Annotated in this window: 17 protein-coding genes; 11 read left to right on the top strand and 6 right to left on the bottom strand. The window is 63.7% G+C overall.

From position 1 onward, the window contains the following. Positions 1 to 4: 4 nt before the first annotated feature. The 10 genes from JQ863_RS12600 (at position 5) to JQ863_RS12555 (ending at position 8,605) form a co-directional block, all read left to right on the top strand. Complete coding sequence (locus JQ863_RS12600; protein WP_420826279.1) at positions 5 to 1,138, top strand: transglycosylase SLT domain-containing protein; 1,134 nt, start codon at positions 5 to 7, stop codon at positions 1,136 to 1,138. Then, entirely contained in the window at positions 1,138 to 1,965 is an 828-nt protein-coding gene (locus tag JQ863_RS12595; protein WP_239113281.1) for a type IV secretion system protein, read from the top strand. Before JQ863_RS12600 ends, JQ863_RS12595 begins: the two co-directional genes overlap by 1 nt. Positions 1,966 to 1,976: 11 nt before the next feature. Next, the gene (locus JQ863_RS12590) at positions 1,977 to 2,633 is read left to right on the top strand and encodes a VirB8 family type IV secretion system protein (RefSeq protein WP_088652949.1); all 657 of its coding nucleotides are present in this window, start codon (positions 1,977 to 1,979) and stop codon (positions 2,631 to 2,633) included. 123 nt (positions 2,634 to 2,756) lie between these two features. Further along, positions 2,757 to 3,425: a TrbG/VirB9 family P-type conjugative transfer protein gene (locus JQ863_RS12585; protein ID WP_204115153.1), complete on the top strand. Its 669-nt coding sequence runs from the start codon at positions 2,757 to 2,759 to the stop codon at positions 3,423 to 3,425. Next, the gene (locus tag JQ863_RS12580) at positions 3,422 to 4,804 is read left to right on the top strand and encodes a TrbI/VirB10 family protein (RefSeq protein WP_204114552.1); all 1,383 of its coding nucleotides are present in this window, start codon (positions 3,422 to 3,424) and stop codon (positions 4,802 to 4,804) included. Before JQ863_RS12585 ends, JQ863_RS12580 begins: the two co-directional genes overlap by 4 nt. Before the next feature lies 1 nt (position 4,805). Beyond that, a complete protein-coding gene (locus tag JQ863_RS12575) occupies positions 4,806 to 5,804 on the top strand; it encodes an ATPase, T2SS/T4P/T4SS family (protein ID WP_204114551.1) in 999 nt (332 codons plus the stop codon). Further along, a complete protein-coding gene (locus JQ863_RS12570) occupies positions 5,791 to 5,985 on the top strand; it encodes a DUF4177 domain-containing protein (protein ID WP_028093948.1) in 195 nt (64 codons plus the stop codon). Before JQ863_RS12575 ends, JQ863_RS12570 begins: the two co-directional genes overlap by 14 nt. Next, positions 5,982 to 6,380 carry a hypothetical protein gene (locus tag JQ863_RS12565; protein WP_028093949.1) on the top strand — a complete coding sequence of 133 codons (399 nt, stop codon included), beginning with the start codon at positions 5,982 to 5,984 and terminating at the stop codon, positions 6,378 to 6,380. Before JQ863_RS12570 ends, JQ863_RS12565 begins: the two co-directional genes overlap by 4 nt. A 6-nt stretch (positions 6,381 to 6,386) precedes the next feature. Further along, on the top strand, positions 6,387 to 7,466 hold the full coding sequence (locus JQ863_RS12560) for a TrbL/VirB6 family protein (RefSeq protein ID WP_028093950.1): 1,080 nt from the start codon (positions 6,387 to 6,389) through the stop codon (positions 7,464 to 7,466). 575 nt (positions 7,467 to 8,041) lie between these two features. After that, positions 8,042 to 8,605 (top strand): hypothetical protein, encoded by a 564-nt coding sequence (locus tag JQ863_RS12555; RefSeq protein ID WP_048534205.1) that lies wholly within the window; start codon positions 8,042 to 8,044, stop codon positions 8,603 to 8,605. 70 nt (positions 8,606 to 8,675) lie between these two features. On the opposite strand, the gene JQ863_RS12550 is transcribed toward JQ863_RS12555, so the two are convergent. The 6 genes from JQ863_RS12550 to JQ863_RS12525 form a co-directional block, all read right to left on the bottom strand. Then, entirely contained in the window at positions 8,676 to 10,691 is a 2,016-nt protein-coding gene (locus JQ863_RS12550; RefSeq protein ID WP_204115152.1) for a type IV secretory system conjugative DNA transfer family protein, read from the bottom strand. Positions 10,692 to 10,699: 8 nt separating this feature from the next. Next, positions 10,700 to 13,027, bottom strand: coding sequence for a relaxase/mobilization nuclease domain-containing protein (locus JQ863_RS12545; RefSeq protein WP_204114550.1), 2,328 nt, complete (start codon positions 13,025 to 13,027; stop codon positions 10,700 to 10,702). After that, entirely contained in the window at positions 13,014 to 13,607 is a 594-nt protein-coding gene (locus JQ863_RS12540; RefSeq protein ID WP_043753561.1) for a hypothetical protein, read from the bottom strand. The genes JQ863_RS12545 and JQ863_RS12540 overlap by 14 nt, the downstream gene beginning before the upstream one ends. Positions 13,608 to 14,174: 567 nt before the next feature. Continuing rightward, positions 14,175 to 14,381: a hypothetical protein gene (locus JQ863_RS12535; RefSeq protein ID WP_028093953.1), complete on the bottom strand. Its 207-nt coding sequence runs from the start codon at positions 14,379 to 14,381 to the stop codon at positions 14,175 to 14,177. 662 nt (positions 14,382 to 15,043) lie between these two features. Then, the gene (locus JQ863_RS12530; RefSeq protein ID WP_188479606.1) at positions 15,044 to 15,856 is read right to left on the bottom strand and encodes a hypothetical protein; all 813 of its coding nucleotides are present in this window, start codon (positions 15,854 to 15,856) and stop codon (positions 15,044 to 15,046) included. Between the two features lie 179 nt (positions 15,857 to 16,035). Then, positions 16,036 to 16,965: a DUF2493 domain-containing protein gene (locus JQ863_RS12525; RefSeq protein ID WP_043755221.1), complete on the bottom strand. Its 930-nt coding sequence runs from the start codon at positions 16,963 to 16,965 to the stop codon at positions 16,036 to 16,038. Positions 16,966 to 17,589: 624 nt separating this feature from the next. On the opposite strand from JQ863_RS12525, the gene JQ863_RS12520 reads away from it, so the two are divergent. Then, complete coding sequence (locus tag JQ863_RS12520) at positions 17,590 to 17,979, top strand: thermonuclease family protein (RefSeq protein WP_043755224.1); 390 nt, start codon at positions 17,590 to 17,592, stop codon at positions 17,977 to 17,979. The last annotated feature ends 38 nt before the right edge of the window (positions 17,980 to 18,017 follow it).

Genomic DNA, 18,017 nt, shown 5'->3' with positions numbered 1-18,017 from the left:
ACATATCCTCCTGGCGGCTCTCCTGCCGGCGGCCGCGCTCGCCCAGGGCGTTCCCACCAACGATTCCGGGCTGACGGCCCGCGATATCGTCGAGACGGGCGACCGGGACGCCGACCTCGCCGTCCAGCGTGAGAAGCTCGCCGTCGAAGAGTTGCTGACCGAGATCGAACGGGAACAGCTCGCCACGCTGCGCGCGATCCTCGACGCGCAGACGAGCTTCGGCGGCCAGGGACTGCCGGGCATGGTCGCAGACCTCGAGGGCGGCAGCGGCGATCCGGACCAGTCCGCAGCGGCGGTCTACGGCTCGGGCGACATCGATCCCAATCCGGGCGGCGCGGGTATGTTCGGAGATGCGGCAGAAAACATCGAGCAGCTGATCATCCGGGTCGCCCAGGAGACCCACGGGCGGCCCGGGGTCGGGCGGGCCGGTCTTTCCGTCGTGCAATGGCGCGCCCTCCTGCAGGCGCTCATCTGGCAGGAGAGCCGCTTCTCCATCGGCGCACGCTCGCCCGTGGGCGCCTTCGGCCTCACCCAGATCATGCCGGGCACCGCGAGCGATCTCGGGATCAACCCGGAATATTATGACAGCCCCTACCTGCAGGTCGAAGGCGGCGCGCGCTACCTCGCGGCCCAGCTCAACACCTTCGACGGCAACGTCGTCAACGCGCTCGCGGCCTATAACGCGGGTCCTGGCCGTGTGTTCGAATATGGAGGCGTACCGCCCTTCAAGGAGACCCAGCACTACGTCAGGGTCATCCCCGAACGCTACAATCTCTACCTCGCGCGGATCGGTGGCATCGAGGCGCTCGGCACGATCGACCCCGCGCTTCTCGCCAACGCCCATCTCTCGCTCAGCGGGTTCGGTGCCGCCTTCTACGGCAGCAATTCCCCCGCCGCCATCCGGCAGGCCGCCCTGCGCATCCAGGACATCGTCACCCGGATCGGCGCGACCCAGGACCTCCAGGAGAGCATGGCGCTCAACACCTATGCCCGCGCCGAACTCGTCCGGCTGATGGCCGCGCGCATTCGCCTGAAAGCCGCACGGACCCAACCGCTCAGCGCCGCCCAGCTGGCCCAGGCCGCGGCCCGTATGGCCGAGAACGAATTCATGGAGTTCACATTGGAGGATCTGGATTGATGCCCCGCAAAATGTTCATTTCAGCACCACTTCGCACGTTGACCCTGGCCAGCGTCTTGGCGCTTTGCTCGCCTTTCGTGGCCAGTCCCCCCGTCCTGGCCCAGGGCGTGCCGGTCGTGGATACCCAAAACATCGCCCAAAACATCCAGCAGCTCCGGCAGATGATCGAGGACGAGATCCTGCAAAACGAGCAACTCGTGCAGCTCCGCGAACAGCTTGCCACGCTTACGGAGCAGCTCGCCGAGCTACAACGAACGTATGAGGCGTTAACGCGTCTCGCAGAGTTGCCCGAGATCATCCGGACACAGATGGAGGACGAGCTGAACGGTCTCCTGGACCAGGAGTTCGGCGATATCATCGCCACCATTGAGGCGATCAAGACGGGGGATTTCTCCGGGCTCACCGGATCCGGTGCCAGCGAGATCGAAACCCAGATGGATAGAGTTCTGGCCGATCTCGGTTTCGACGAGGACACGCTCTCGGAAATGGCCCGCAGCGGCAATCCCGGGGCCGAGCGCGTGGCAACGCAAGCCACGACCGGCGCGCTGGTCTCGGCCGCGGCCCAGAACAGCTACGAGGATGCCGGGCAGTCGCTCGAACGCGTCGACCGGCTCGTCGGGCTCATCGACGACATGGACGAGATCAAGGAGAGCGTCGATCTCAACACGCGGGTGACGGCAGAGCTCGCCATCGCGCTCGTCGCCATGTGGCAGCTCGAAGCGATCCAGACCGTAGGGGATGGCACCGGCGGCGTGATTGATGCCGCCACCATCGCCGAAGAACAACGCTTCATGGAGTTCACGCTCCCGGAACTGAATGCGGATTGAGGACTGATTTTTTGGACGAAGAAACCGCCATCATCGAGGAGGAACTGGTCTACGGCGCGCTGAGACGGGAACGGCTCTGGCAGCGCCTGGGACTCTTCGGTCTTGGCTTTGGCATCCTGGGCTGCCTCAGCGCGGCCGCCGTGGCCATCCTCGATGTCGATCCGCCCCCTGTAGTGGTACCTTACGATCCCGCCACCGGCTTCGCCCTCCCCGAAGCCACCGTCGGTGCCACCACCGTCACCGAGAACCGCGCCATTATCGAGGCGGAGGTCTTCCGCTACGTGACCGACCGCGAGGTCTACAACCAGCTCGACAATGACGTGCGCATCCGCAGCGTGTTGCGCCGTTCGGACCGTGCAGCAGGGGCCTCACTGCGCCAGATCTGGAACTCGGCCAATGCCGACTATCCCCCGACCGTCTATGGACCCAACGCCCGCCTCGACGTCGAGATCCTCAGCATCAACCTGATCGGCAACAACCGAGCCACGGTGCGGCTTCGCAAGCGCCTGACTTCGATTCAGGGGGTTCAGGCGGGCCTCTTCACCGCGACGCTCCTCTTCGAGTTCCGCCCCGAGGAGAGCCGCTCCATCGACCAGGTTTGGACCAACCCGTTTGGCTTCACCGTCGTCGAATACGCGATCCGCTCGGACAGATTGGAGAACCAGTAAGTGCGTTTCCGGAACAATAAGTCAGAGAATTCCTTGCCAGCGCCCCAAATGCGCGAGACATGGCAGTGCAATAGCCATGCGAAACACACCGGACACGCCCGGGCGTTCCACGCGGCCATTTTGATGGTCTCACTGTTTGCGTCCCACGCGTCAGCCGAGGCGATCCCGCGCGGGGGACCCAACGACCACCGCGTGCGGGTCGCCTCCTATCAGGAAGGACAAGTCTACAGACTGAACGTTTCCCTGACCCATGTCACGACCATCGAGTTCGGCGACGGCGAGAGCATCCGCTCAATCATCGCCGGCGACACGGAAGGGTTTGAGATCGACGGCGTGCCCGGCGGGCGGGCCTTTGCGATTAAACCCGTCGCGCGCGGAGTCCATACCAACGTGACCGTCTACACCAACAGACGGAGCTACTATTTCAACGTGAACGAGGTCTCGAGTCCGACCTTCTATGTCGTGCAGTTCCGCTACCCCGAAGACAATCGCCGCCCTTCCAACGCCATCGCGCGCGCCGCACCGAACACCAATTTCGGGGCAAGCGCACGGACGGAGTTCACGCCGACCCGGGTCTGGGACGACGGCACCTTCACCTATTTCGCCTTCCCTCGAAACGCACCCGTCCCGGCGATCTTCCGTTACACGAACGGGCGCGAGCGCACGGTGAACACGGGCGCGGTCGAAGACGGTGTGATCCGTGTCTCGGGCGTGGGGCGCCAATGGGTGCTGCGTCTGGGCGAGGACGTGGTCTGTATCGAGGCGACGCCGCCCGCGGAGGCCGCCTCATGAGTGACAATAACACCGATCTCGAACAGCGCCTCGCCGCGCTCGAACGGGGCAATCCGCGCCACGGACCCGCCCCGAAACGCCGCTCACCGCTCCTCGCCCTCCTCCTCGCAGGGCTCATCCTGGCGGGCGGCTTGGTCCTCTTGCTGTTTTCGGGCCCGGAGGAAGAGGTCGCCCTGCCGACGGCCACCCCGGACGAGTTCCAAACCGAGGGTGACGGGTTCGGAGAGATCGAACCCTTCGTGCCGCCGCCCGCCCCGGAACCCGAGATCGTTCTCGTCGAACCAGAACCCAACGCCGAACTTCTGGCGCAGATCGCCGCACTCCAGGCCCAGATCGAGGAGCTGCGCGACGCGCCGGACACCGACGCCAGGGCGGATAGCGCGGCAGCCGAGGCGATCGATGCGCTGACCGCACGGATCGCCGCCCTACAGGACGCCTCCGAGAATGCTCAGGAACAATTTCAGGCCGAACTCGCCAAACGAGATCGGGAGCTGCAACAGCTGCGTATGGACCTGGACCTCGCGCGGTTGGAGGCCAACAAGCCGGCACCCGCCCCGCTCGGACCCACCGATGAGGAATTGCGTGCGCGCGAGTTGGAGCGCCTTGCCCGCGAGGAGGAAGCACGGCGGCTGGCCGAGCTGCAACGTCGGGCCGAGGAGGAGCGTGCCTTCCAGGAACGGCGGATTTCCTCCCCCGTCATCGCCTTCGGCGGAACGGGCGGCGCCAATGCGGGCGAGACAGAACTTACCGAGCGCACCTTCGGCGAGGTGACGGATTTCGTGCTGAACGGCGCGTTGCCGAGCGCCATCACACAAGCCGAGGTCATCGCCAACCCCTCGAACACCGTGATCCAGGGCACGATGATCCAGGCCGTGATGGAGACCGCACTCGACAGCTCGCTTCCCGGGCAGACCAGTGCCATCATCTCCGAAGACGTCTTCAGCTATGACGGCTCACGGCTCCTGATCCCGCGCGGCTCGCGCCTGGTCGGGCGCTACCGCTCTGGCATCGAGATCGCCCAGAAACGAGTCACCATCGCCTGGGACCGGATCATCCTGCCAAACAACCAGACCGTCCAGATAAGCGCCTTCGGGGGAGACGAGTTGGGCCGTTCGGGTGTCACTGGCTTCGTCGATACCCGCTTTGACGAGCGGTTCGGCTCCGCCGCACTGATCTCCATCATCACGGCCGCCCCGAGTGTGGCCGCCGCCCAGGTCGAGGATGAGACCACCGCGGACGTACTTGAAGATGTGGGCGATGACTTGGCGGACGCGACCGACAGTGTGATCGGCGACTACCTCTCCATCGGTCCCGTCATCTACGTCGATCAGGGCGCACGCGTCACCGTCATGGTCGACCGGGATTTGGAGATTTTCTGAGATGACCCTCTCCTACCTCCAGACCTCGCTCGATAAGCTCAAGGACGCCGCCCGCGATGACGTCATCGAGATATGCATCAACCCGGATGGCTCTTGCTGGGGTGAGTTCCAGGGGGATCACTTCATGCGGGCACTGGATCAGCGACTGTCGGTTACGGAGGTGCGCGATCTTGGCAACCAGATCGCCTCCTCAGCCAACACGACAATGAGCAAGGACAAGCCCATCGTCTCGGTCTCGATCACCTATCGCGACCGCCCCATCCGGGCCCAGGTCGTGACCCCGCCCGCAGTGCTCGAGGGCATGTCGATCTCGCTCCGCTTCTTCTCGAGCCTGCCGCTGGAACAGATCGAGCTTCGTTTCCTCTATGGCGAAGAGCGCAAGCTCGAGAAGTTGCGACAGGAGAAAAACCGCGCGCTGCGCGAGGTCGTTGCCGCCGGTGACATCTACGCGGCCATCCGCTTCTGCGTCGAGAACAAGCTCAACATGATCGTCTCCGGCGGCACCTCGACCGGTAAGACCGTCGCGGCCCGGAAGATCCTCTCCTACGTTCCCGATGAGGAACGGATCGTCACCATCGAGGAAGCCGCAGAGCTTCTCCCCGCTCAACCGAACGCGGTGACCCTGATCGCCAACCGGGACGCTGAGTTCCAATCCGCCGATGTGCTTCTGACCGCAACGCTGCGCATGCGGCCCGACCGGATCATCCTCGGCGAGGTCCGCGGTAAGGAGGCTATGACCTTCCTCGAAGCGATCAACACCGGCCATGGCGGTTCGATGACAACCCTCCATGCCGAAACTCCGCAGCTCGCCGTACAGCGTCTCGCCATCGCCGCGCTCAAGACCGAGATCCCGATGACCTACCAGGACATGGTCCAATACATCGAAAGCTCGATCGACGTGATCATCCAGGCGGGCCGCGAGGACGGCCAACGCGGCATCACCGAATTCTATCTCCCCGGAACCGATCTCAGCGGAGGCATGACCCATGAAGCGGTTTGAATACCAGATCATCACCTATCCGATGGACAAGAAAACCAGCCTGATCGCGATGCAGGACGATCTGAACGCACGTGGGAAAGAAGGCTGGGAAGTCGTATCGGTCAGCTCGTCAGAGTTCGCGCATCTTGGCCACACCGCGTTTCTGAAGCGCGAGATTGCCGAAGGAGCTGGCGCGAAATGAGAAACGCCTTGCTTTGCATCTCGATCACCGTTGTGGGGTTTCCGGCTGCCGCCGAACGCGACTTCGTCCCCTCTCTCGACAGCACGTCGGATGTCTGCATCGATCGGCCCGCTGAGCCTGAGTGGATGCAGAACATCACCGTGCGAGAGGCTTACAGACGTGTCCTGGTGCAAGACATTTACCGTGCTCAGAACCTTGAACGTATCGTCGAAACCGGATCCTGCACCTGCGACACACGCTTCCCGTCCTGGGAAGCGGCGGAAACGGAGTTTCGGGAGCGTTTCAACACAGCCGAACGATGGGAAATGCTGGAGGCCTCGGACACTTACAACCGGCGCGCCAACGCGTTGAGACCTGACGCGATGGCAATCTGCGAAGCCGAGGGCAACTGGTAGCAGATTATGAGCGTCGTCACCTACTTCGTCGAGACCTCCCAGGGCTACCTGGATTCTGCCGCAGAGACGCAGTTCGGCGCGGTGGCGGCGACAGTCGGCACGATGCTGGTTCTCGGAACGACGCTTGTGGTCATTCTGGTCTGCGTCAACATGATCTACCAGTACCGCTCCATGGATGGACGCACTGCGTTCTGGCTCGCGGTGAAAGTCGGCCTCATAGGGGTCTTCGCGACAAATTGGGTGCAGTTTAACGCCTTCTCCTCCGCTGTCCTAAACGGCATCGACAGCATCGCCGGATCGCTTGTCGCCTCGGTCGGCGGCGGCACGCCCGGACCGTCGGGGACCTTCGCCGAGGAATTCGACCGGCTGATCGCCGAACTGGGTGAATACCTGAATGCGGCCGGTTCTGAACTGAACTGGATGGCCGGGGCGTTGCTTGACGTTCTTGGCGTACTCCTGCTCTCGATCCTGGGCGGGCTCGCCGCATTCATTCTCGTGGCATCCCGGCTGATGATCGCACTCCTGATAGGCATCGCGCCGGTGATGATCTTCCTCACCCTCTTCGAGGTGACCAAGGACTATTTCGCGCGCTGGCTCTCGGCGCTGATCTCCTTCGCGCTCTATCCGATCGTCGTTGCAGGCGTTTTCGCGACAATCACCGGCGTCAGTTCGGCATTGATCGGCGAGCTCGGCGACCCTGAGGGCGCGTCCAACATCGGGGCCCTCATCCCATTTTTCATGATGGTGCTCATGGCCAAGGGGTTCATCATCGCGACGCCGTTCATTGTCCGCGCGATCTCGGGGAACATCATGATGCCAGCACTATCAGCAGGCCTTGGCGGTACATACGGGTTCGGTCGGGCGCTTGGCGGCAGTCAGCAGGCTTATAATCGGTATCTCATTGGAGGAGCGACTGGCGCTGAATATGCTGCGCTGCGTGCGCGGCAGTTCTTCGGGGTGCAGACAATGCCGCAGAGGCCGGGTGTTAGCCAAACCGTTCCGACGAACCCTGACACTGGTTCGGGCAGCTCAGGCGCGCGAATGCTGGCACAGTTGGCCCGCCTAAGCAGGCTGGGCCGAAGGTAGCATTGACCGTCAAAGGCTTCACCAGCGGGAACATGTTCTTTGCGAGCCTATACCTTTGCCTTCAGCAGAGCTCGCGGCAAACTGCCTGAACGGATTTACCTTGGCACCATCATGCCATGTCCGGGTGAAGTGGAACGGCATCGGCGCCGGTGTTGCTGTCTGGGACGTCTATCCTGTATCCCCTTCTTACATCAAAGCATTCGACGGCAAGCTTCCTTTGGGAAATTGCCGGTAGCGGGCAGTAAATTGCCGCGATGTTCTCGTTGAATTTTTAACTTGTCACTTGACAATTTAAGAGAGTGGAGTATCTAAGGTGCCAAGGAAGAAGCACACATCAAAGGAAATCGAGGCCGTCATCCAGGAGCTCGAAGAGCTGGGATGGGACCTTATTGAGGGCAAGGGGCACGCGTGGGGGATCCTCCGATGCCCGGCCAACGATAAGGATTGCCGCTGTGGCGAGTTTTGTCAGATGTCTGTCTGGTCGACCCCGAAGAATCCACAGCAGTTCGCGAAAAGGATCCGACAGAAGGCTCTGGCCTGCGTGAAGCTTCAGAAGAACGACGAAGGTAATGCCGATGGCTGAAGAATTCGAATTCGAACTGGTCTTTGCGCTCCCCGACGGAGAGCACGATGCGTTTGCGCTCTCTGACGCGGTCTTCGAGGCGGGTTTTGAAGATGCGCTCGTGGGCACCGGTCACGCCGGTCTCCTAGGTGTAGAACTGGAACTTGAAGGGGATGAGGCCGAGAGCGCGATCCTTGAAGCGGCGCGGGCGCTGATCAAGGCGTTGCCGCAGGGCACTGTCCTGCGCGAGGTCCGTCCCGACCTGGTGTCTCTCGCGGATGTCGCCGAGAAGCTCGAGGTGAAGCGACAGGCGCTCCAGCAGCGCAAGATGCCCCTCCCCGTTGCCGGTGGCCTCTACCGCATCGATGAAATGATCGAGGTTCTGATGGAGGCCTCAAAGCCGGCGAAGGGGCAGCGTCGTCCGCGCTTTAACCTGGCTTCCGCCGCGAAGTGGTTTCGTGCGGGCCCCGCGGCCCGCAGGGTGAACGCCCAGTTGACGATGCGTGAGATCGACCCTGCGACGATTGAGCGAGCCCCTCGACCAGAGCGCGACGATCCTGGTTTTCTTCACCCGTGACAATGGTCGATTCCGGGGCGCGGGCACAAGGCGCCATCGCGGCATGCTTTCGTGTCGCCCGCATGGCGGCTTAGCCAAGCCCGAATTTCTCGCCCGCCTCGCTGACTTTTGCTTCCGAACCGGACATCTCCGCCTCCAGCCGCTCCAGATCACTCACGGCGTCCTGCACCCGGACTACGTCGTCTTCTGTCGCAGCCTCCACCTCGAGATCTGCCTGCCGCCCGAACTCCATCTCGAACTGCCGCTGATCGTCCGCGAGGACTGCGGCACGACCGCACCGAAGCGCTTGAGCCGGGCCGGGCTCAATGGGTGCATTTCCTTCGGTTTTCGTAAGTCCCATCCTGGCCTCGAAATCGCGTTCCGTGAGACCAGACCCACGCGGAGCTGAAGGCATCGCCCGGACACTCAGGGGCAATTCCCCCATCGGAGGGACCGGCCCCTTCGGAAACGGCAGATCCCCCTCCTGCGCCGAGTGGATACCCTTGAAGAACGGATCCTCGTAGTAAACGACCCGCTTCGCCCGGACCGGCATCTGCGCGTCCACGACCACCACGATCTCATCAAGCGGCAGACGTCGCGCCTCGTCTTCCGGCAGGAGCGCGACTTCTTCCGTCCGCTCAGACTGGCTGCGACCCTCGAACGGGTTCTTCCCGACCGCGCGGGAACGGGTGACCACGGTCTTGGTGGTCTTGCCCACGGCCTTGCTCAACTCCTCGACGGTCTTTTCGTCCGAGGGCGTGAGGTAGAGCTTGATGCCTGCATTGCCCTGCAGCGCCCGCCGCGTGTTCTCGCCGTAGATCTCGTCGATGGCCGGGATGGTCTGGGTGACCACCGCGAGATGCCCGCGATAGGCGCGCAGCACTTCGATGCTCTCGGCCACGATCGGCATCTTTCCGAGCCGGTTGAACTCGTCGAGCATGATCATGACCGGCCAGGGCTCGTCGGCGCCCGGTTCCTTGTCCTGCAGGGCGGAGAGAAGATCAGAGAAGAACAGTCGGATCAACGGCGCCAGCGGTTTCACCATGAGGGGCTGCACGACGAGATAGACGCTGAAGGGTGTCTTGCGGATCGTCCGGAAGTCAAAATCCGATACCGCCGTCGCATCGTCGATCGCCGGGTTCTGCCACTGATCGAGGCCCGAGGTCATCAGGAGCGAGACATAGGAGGTCAGCGTGTCGTTGTTGGTCGAGGCCAGCCGCGTGAATATCAGCCGCGCCGCGGCGTTCTGGACCTCATGGGCGCGCGCGAGATACTCCTTCTGCTTCTGCCCGCCCGAGGCGGCGATGCGGTAGATCTCCCCGAGCGTCGGCCTGCGGCGTTGGAACGCGAGTAGCCCGGCCGCGACGAAGAGATCGATCCCGCCCTTCAGGAGGCCCTGCACGCGGTCGTTGTCGTTCTGAAGGAAGAGCGTGGCCAGGAGCTGCAGCTCCATCTGCTGGCGGGCCGGGTCTTTGAACTCGTAGATGCGCAGGAGCGGATTGTAGCGATGGGTGCGCCGGTCCTCCCAATCCGTGGGCGCGAACCGGAACACCTCGTCGCCCTGTGCCGCCCGGTGGCGGGCCGAGGCCTCGAAGCATTCGCCCTTCACGTCCAGCACGACCGCCGATCCCTGCCAGGTCAGCAGGTTCGGGATGACGAAGCCGGTGGTCTTGCCGCGCCCGGTCGGTGCCACGATGAGCGCGTGTGGGAAGGTCCGGGAGCAGAGAAAGGGCGCGCGGGAACCGGGCTTGCCCAACTTGCCGATCACGAAACCTGTGCCGGGCGCGCCGAAGAAGCCGTTCCGCTTCATCTCGCGGCGGGTCTGCCAATGGGTGTAGCCGAAGCGGGTGAGGGCCGAGCCCGACATCGCCAGGCTCATCATGAGGCCCGCCAGCCCGGCCCCGCCCATGATCAGGTTGATCAGGCGAAAATCATCGGGGCGGGCGGCACCGATCGCCCGGTAGTTCTGCGCGATGTAGAAGAAATCGATCTCGGCCTGGAAACCCAGGTCCCGGAACGTCACGACAGCCGAGGCGATGACGTAGCCGATCGCGATGGCGACGAGTGTGACCAGCACCACGCCGAGGGCGAGGCGGCCTTTCCCCATCCCTCCCATCAGTGGGTCTCCCCGCGCTCGGTCTCACCATCGACAAGATCGGCGCGGTGGATTTCGAACTCGCGGTCGGCGATCTCCTCGACCACGGCGCGGGTCGCCTCGCTGTTGGCGGTGGCCGGATCCGTCTGCAGGTAGGTCTTGGCGGCGTAGAGCCGGTCGAGACGGTCTTCGATCTGGGTCTTCAGCACGTCGACATCACCGTCCCGCAGCCGGTCGATCTGCGCCGCGTCCAGCTCGCGCTCGACCGCGGCGCGATAGGCCAGTCGCTGACCGTCATCCTGGAACGGCCCATGCAGATTGCCGGCCCGTTCATGGTCGACGACCCGCCGGATGTCCGGATCGGCAATCGGCGCGCCCTCGACAGCGTCCCCCTCGCGCACGTCCGAAAGCCGCCCGTCGCGCAGGTCGAGCGCCACCTCCTGCAATTCGTTTTCGCGGCGAACCTGGTCGATGGCCTCGGTGTCACGCAGTTCGGTGACGGCCGCATAGGTCGCGCCAAGCCCGCGGGCAAGATGCGACGGCATGTCGGGATAGCGCGCGCGGAACGCGTCCGTGACGGCCTCCGCAACGGGGGTCCGCGCGTCGCGACCCTCCATGATCCGGTCGACTTCGCGGGTGATCTCGCGGGCCCGATCCTCGTCGGTGATGTGCTCCCGGTAGGGTACGGACCGGTCGATCACGTCACCGGGGCGCGCGAGGAGTTCCGGATGCGCATCGAGGTACCTGCGTTGCTCTTCTTCGATACGCCGCTCCGCGCGGGAGACGATCTCCGACTCCCGCGCCTCGATCTGGTCTTCGGTCAGACCTTCCGAACGCATGTCCTGGCGGATGGCGCGCTCCATGTCCTCAGTGGCGTCCCGATGATAATGGACCCTCTCCGTCACGGTGCGATCTTCCACGACACCGTCCTCACGCAAGACCCCTGCCCGCTCCAGCGCGACGCCGAGCTGGACATGGGCCCGGTTGAGGGTCTCGCGCGCCGTCTCCAGATCCGCGCGGCGCTCGAGGTTGAGACCGTCCCTCTCGGCCACCCGCGCCAGATCGTCAGCGATCCATTGCCGCTCGAGCGCCGCGTTCTGCGCGCCCGTCTCCATCCGCGCGACCACCACGGACGAACTGATGCCGGTTCCGCGCAGCGCGGTGTCGACATGCGCCCGCACCTCGGGGTCGCGCAACCGGTCGAGCCGGGCCGCATCGATATTGGTCTCGGAATAGATCCCGCCGTCGGACGGCTTCTCGGTCAGTGTCACGGAGCGCAGCCCCAAGGGCTGCATATGCGCGAGCCGCGACTGGATCTCGTTGAGGCTGCGCTCGAGCCTCGGCCGTTCGGCCTCCGGCTTCGCATCAATCATGCCCTGCACGCGCGCGACCTGATCGGCATAGCGGGTCCTCAGGTCGTCGAACGATTGCTCCTCAGCCATGTAGACCCCTCCTTCCGATGTGAGTTTGCCGCCCTTCGCCAGCAGTTCTCCGGACCGGAACAGGGCATCGGCGATATCTTCGCGGTTGTCCGCGGAGGCCTCGGCTGCGAGCGAGTGATAGATGATCCGTGTATTGGCGATCTCTTCGAGAGCGCGATCCAAGTCTGCCCCGACCCGTGGCCGTGGTTCCGCGGCCCGCCCCTCAACCTTGGCCGCATAGACCTCGCGGGTGCGCGGCGGGTAGTGCACGACACCTCGGTCGAGCCGCCGCGTGGCCTCCAGACGCACGCCGAATTTCTCGGCCTCCTCGACCATGGCGAGGCGGAAGTCGTCATAGTTGAACCTGTGATCGCGACCCAGGAAGAAGAACTCGCCCTCCTGGGACCGGCGGTTCAATACTATATGCGCGTGGGGATGATCGCGATCCTCATGCACTGCGATGATGTAGTCGAAATGCCCCTCGTCGGACTGAAAGAACCGCTCCGCGACATTGGCGGTGATGTCGCGCACGTCCTCGCCCCGGGTGCCGATCGGGTAGGACATGAGCATATGCGTCGTCTGCCCGAGCTTGGGCTTGAACCCCGCGCTCCAGCGCTTGGCGAACCGCTCCGTCAGGTCCTTGATCTCGGATGCCTCGAGCTTCGTCTTCCCGTCCAGGAAGCCGCTGCTGTCCACGAGATGCGAGGACTTCGTCGTCAGGTAATCGAGCTGGTTCATCAGCTGCGATTTGGTATGCGTGCCCCCGCCCCGGATCGCCTTGAAGACCGCTGCACGGTGACCGGCGGCGGCCCGCACGAGCTGCCTCTGCCGGGACGCCTGCAGCCCCTGCATCGAGCCCCGAATGCGGCTCCAACCGTCCCGGAAGATTTCACCGGTGACGTCATGGACGGCATCATTCAGCCGCATGGGCAAACTCCCTCAGAGCGGCAGTGGCGGCGAGCTGCATGGCATCCCGACGACGGCGCAGCAGCAGATCGATCTCGTCAGCGGAATCAAGGATGAACCGCGCCAGACCACGCATCTGCGCGAGGCGCAGTTCGGACAACTCTGCGTTCGGTGCGGAGCCTTCCCCCTGCCCCGCCCGGCTGGCTTTCATCATCTGCTTGGCGACCTGTACGACGCCGTTACCGACCTCGTGCAGGGAGGCCCGGTAACGTGCCATCTCAGCCGCCAGCTGCGCGTCCGGAACGAAGGTTCCCCCCGCCGCCTGGATCAGCCGCCGGACCCCCTCCGTGCGGGTCTCGATCCCCGCCGCGGCCAGGACCTCATCCAGCGCACTAAGCTCTTCGGGGGTCAGTTTCACGGTCACGGCGGCCGTGGCCACGGCCGCATCCTTCTGGCGATCTTCGTCCGCCTTCAACGTGTACTGGATGGCCCGCGGCGTGACCCCGAACCGCTCCGCGAGCTCAGACGTCCCCACACCTTCTCCGGCCTCACGGATAATCTCCGCCCGCTCCGTCTGTGTCAGTCTCCTGGTCCGGCTCATACGAAGAAAGCCCCCCTATTTCCTGCCACCTTCATTCAAGGTCGCCCTCATCATACGAACCTATATGTTGCGGTCAATACAATATTATTGTAGATTGCCCCCAGGCGACCTTGAATTCCGCTTCAAGCCGAGCACCGCAGGTGCGAGGCCCGGCCCGAAGGGCCCAGCAACACCGACCATCTCCAACCGCACCTCGGCCACCTGTTGTCATGCCCGCGCCCGAGGGTCTGGCCGAACACGGACCCGTGTTCGGACGGAAGCGAGGGGCGGCGCATCTCTTCACCGACGGGGCTGACGGACAGGGTCAAGGGCGGCCAGATTTGGCTTGGCCCAAATCTCTGCCGGAAAAACCGGCGGGCTTCAGCCCGACTGTTATTCCGGATGGCCCCCTTGAGGCTGGCCGGCAGACCTGTTCCAGGCGATCTCTGAAATCCCCCGTCAGGACCGTGCACGGTCCTGACACCTTATCGGGGACACCGGCCGAAAGCAGGGGTCCCCGGTCTTGGCGCAGCCTTCCCTGAGACAGGGAAAGGGCCGCCTCTAGGGCGGCCCATCCTCCTGGGAGGATTACTCCTGCGGTTCCTTGGAGCTCGGCGGGAACATCACCAGCTCCTGGACCGCGACGGGGAAGTCGAGCTTGAGGCTGAAGAACTCCGAGCCGTCCCCGTTGCGGGTGTTGCGGAACATCGCGCCGACGCGCTGGAAGCGGGTGCGCTCCTGACCTTCGTTGTCGGTGAACTTGACGGGAACGGTGGCGACGTAGTGGTTGGTCATTTGGGTCTCTCCTTTTTGCGATGGGGATCACCCGGCACGGGGGGCAAGGGAGGTCCGCAAACACAAATGCGGAGGGTCCGCGCGCCCCGCGCGTGGAAACCGTATTTGTGTTTGCCGGAGCGTGAGCGGAGGGCACGGACCGCCCGACCCCGTGCGATCCACATCTATGAGCAAAGAGGGGAGACCCGGATGTGCACCCCGCCCCTCAGCCGTTTTCGGTCCTGTCGAGTTATGTCAGACATGACCATGTCCGCGCCGCTCTCATCCAACGCGGCGGCGGGATGGTTCGCCCAAGCCCGATCGGCACGACCGCGATCGTCTGCCTCAAACTCGACTTCCCCGTCGCAGTCTCGCGATCCGGGGAGGTGATGCATCCGCGGGCCTGGCAGCAGCGTTGCCCGCCCGGACGGGTCGCCGCCATCGGGCGGCGCAGTCGATGCGCTGCGCCCGCCCCAGCGATCTGCACCCGCACGGCCGGATCGCGGGGTTTCAGGCGCGCATGAGGGCAACCCCGCCGGCAGGGGCCCGTCTTGACCGAACCAGTCACGGATCATCGTGTGATCAGACCGCAGTATTTTGTCCAGTTGGAAGGGCGAGCTGTCCAGCCGGGCCTCGGTTTGGCGGGGCTGACGAGATCATCTTATCGACTTGTTGCTCGACACTCATTTTGCGTCCAACTCGCCGAACTTTTCCAAATCGATGATCCGTTCGGGCGGAGTGGCGACCCGTTGCATCATGCAACAGTCAGTTCGCAGCTTGGCAATATCGAAGCTGGGGTTCGCTACCTTGAATGCCCAGCTGTTCAGGAAGACGCGTGCAATCCCAGGAATTTCGCCCATGCCGGTGATGTCAGAATAGCTGAAGTGCGGATGAGCACCTCGCACGAGTTCTTCGCCACCAATGCGGACATGTACGATGATGGGAACGGTTTCCGAGTGGAGCAGGTGAAGGCCCGATTGATCGCCGAACAACCGCTGCACGACATGCTGATCAAACTCAGAGCCGTGACTCAAATAGTGGTCGAAACCATTCGCGAGACCCGATCGAGATAGACTGAAATGAACTTGTCCTTCCCGTCGGCCTTGCTTGTTTTTCGGGCCGACATCTTCAAGTACCTCGGCAAGTTGGTGTTCTAGATGATGCCACTGAGGATGGGTCTTGAGAATTTCTGTGAGTCTTTGCCTGCGGTCTGCGGCCACCAATGGACGCAGACCAAGTTGCTGCACAGATAGGATTTCGTCCGGCAGCAAACGTGTACCATGGAAGACGCAGAATTCATGTGCTTGCAGCCAATCGTAAATCGCGTCTGACGCCGTTTCGATGTCCGTATGCCGAACCACGGAGTCGCCCGCATCCTCGATGAATTCAAAATTCGATGAAGCGAGGGTTTCGATCGCTTCCTTGCCTACCAGATCAACTGCCAGTTCGCGGAAAGACCCCTCCCAGGTCTCAAACTGATCGTAGTAAATAGTCATTTCTCTGGGGACCTGTGACAGTTGCCAACTGGCTTACCCGTCTAGCGTCTCAGGGGAATCTTGCAAACGGTGTCATCGGCGAAAAGCTGCATCTAGTGAGTTCGATACGTCCGCTTGGTCGCATTTAGAGGCCGACGTGAAAACGACAAAAGGGCCGCCCAAAGGCGACCCTCTCTCATTCACGCGTCTGCCGACTTCTTCGCCGGATCGGCGACCCGCATGACGGTGAGCCCCTTCGCCTCGGCCTTCTGCCCGAGGTTCAGCGCGACCCCGTTGCCACCGAAGAGCACAACTCCCGTCGCAGCAAACTTGTCGTCCAGCATCTCATCGTTGCATTTGAAGGGTGCCGCCCGCCCATGCGCGGACCAGCGCGGATCGAAGCGCGCCTGCGCGACGCCGCGCGCCCGAGCCCACCGGGCGGCGATCATCTCGGCCCCGTGCTTGCCACCCTTATGGCAGAGGAAGATCTCCTGGTTGCGGTTCTGCCGGATGCGTTCGCGAACCTTGTCGAGTGTCGAGAAGATGACGTCGATATCGGTCCAGTCGGTCGCCCCCGACACGATCAGGGGAACCCCCTCGACCTTCGACTTCGCGGCCGTTTCGCGATCATGCTGTTCCAGCAACTGCCGGGCCTCGAAGACCGCTCCGGTCTCCTGAGCGCGAGCGCTGGCGCGCGATCCCGCGGCCGGGATGAAGGCATGGCCGGTCTCGACCTCGTAGCATTCCGCCGCCGCCTCGCTCATCACCTCGATGGCCGCGACAATCTCGCGGACCTGCAGGAAGCGGGCCTGCGCCTCTTCGAGCGCGGTCTCGGCGATCTCCGATCCGTCGTGGGATTTTGCCAGGGCGCCGATCTTGTCGGCGGTGCGGTCGAGCTCCTTGCCGAGAGCGATCTTGCGGCGCTGCAGGATTGTGGCGAGCCCGTGCGCGAGCGGTTCGATCTCGGTCTCGAGACCGGTGCCGCGCAGCTGGCCGAGCAGGGCCTCGAAAGTCTCGCGGACGACGCTGTCGGTCAGGATGTGATCCTCGGGGATGGGCAGCTCCGCGTCTTTCTCCGTCAGGCCGAAAAGTTCGATGGTCTCGTAGGCGTTCGCGTTCTCGTAAGTCATGTTGGTGTCTCCAGATGTTCGGGGAACCACCACGGGAGTGTGGTGGCATGGCCGTACGTCTGGTTCACCGAATCTGTCCGGGTCAGGGACGGCGAAGCCGCCGGCGTGCCGGGCGCAAAAGTTTTCCGGGCGCATCGCCCACCACGGGCGCGTCATCGAAAACTGGACCGCCCTTTCGACCCGCGCCGCCTTCGCCGAAAAGTTTTGCGATCCTTGACGCGGGCTGATTTGGGGGCCATCCGGAGGATATGCTTCCGCACTCATGTGTGTGTTGTTGACGGTAGGTTTGCCCGACGCGAGCAGGCAAAGGGCGCGACCGGACGCGGGAGACGGATGGAGCGGCGGGATCGTTTTGCCCCGCAAAACAGACCGGAGCGCAATCCGGCGGAGCGGCCGGGGCGCGGCCTGCTCGCGAGACGGGCAAACCGGGATGCCAAGTGCTGCGCCGCGGTGAGGCCGCATGGCCGAATGCGCGACGGACCGCAGGGCCGTTCTCGCCTGCGACACGCGAAGCCGAGCGGGGGAGGCCGTCAGGCAGTGGGCGCTTCGGGCCAATTAATGCGATAAGGGTCTGAGAGTGTTACGCCCGGAAGAATGTGAACCCACCTGCAGAGGAGGCGGAAGTTGAAATATCTGATCCCGATCGTCGTGATCCTGCTGACATCACCAGCCATCGCGCAGGTGCAGATCCGGGACGCCGACACCATCGTCGTCTCCGGCACACCTGTGCGTCTGAATGGCGTCGATGCTCCCGAGCTCCGAACGCGGGCGGGCCGGGATGCCCGGCGCTGGATGGTGAACTACCTCGATGGCCGTTCGATAGAATGCGAGCTCAACGGCGAGCGGACCCATGACCGATGGGTGGGCATTTGTTACGCCGATGGTGAGGACATAGGCGCCGCGCTGATCGCGGCCGGTCACGCGCTCGATTGTCGGAGATATTCCGGAGGTCGGTATGCCCATCTGGAGACGCCGGCGGCGCGGTCGCGGATCAGGCGGGCGAGATACTGCTAGCGATACGACTGCCAGGGAGCTGCGCGACGTTCAGTGCG

Source organism: Shimia biformata, assembly GCF_016888515.1.
In the GTDB taxonomy this organism is placed as follows: domain Bacteria; phylum Pseudomonadota; class Alphaproteobacteria; order Rhodobacterales; family Rhodobacteraceae; genus Shimia_A; species Shimia_A biformata.
The sequence above is the reverse complement of the archived record's forward strand: the minus strand, read 5'-3'. Positions and strand labels throughout refer to the sequence as shown.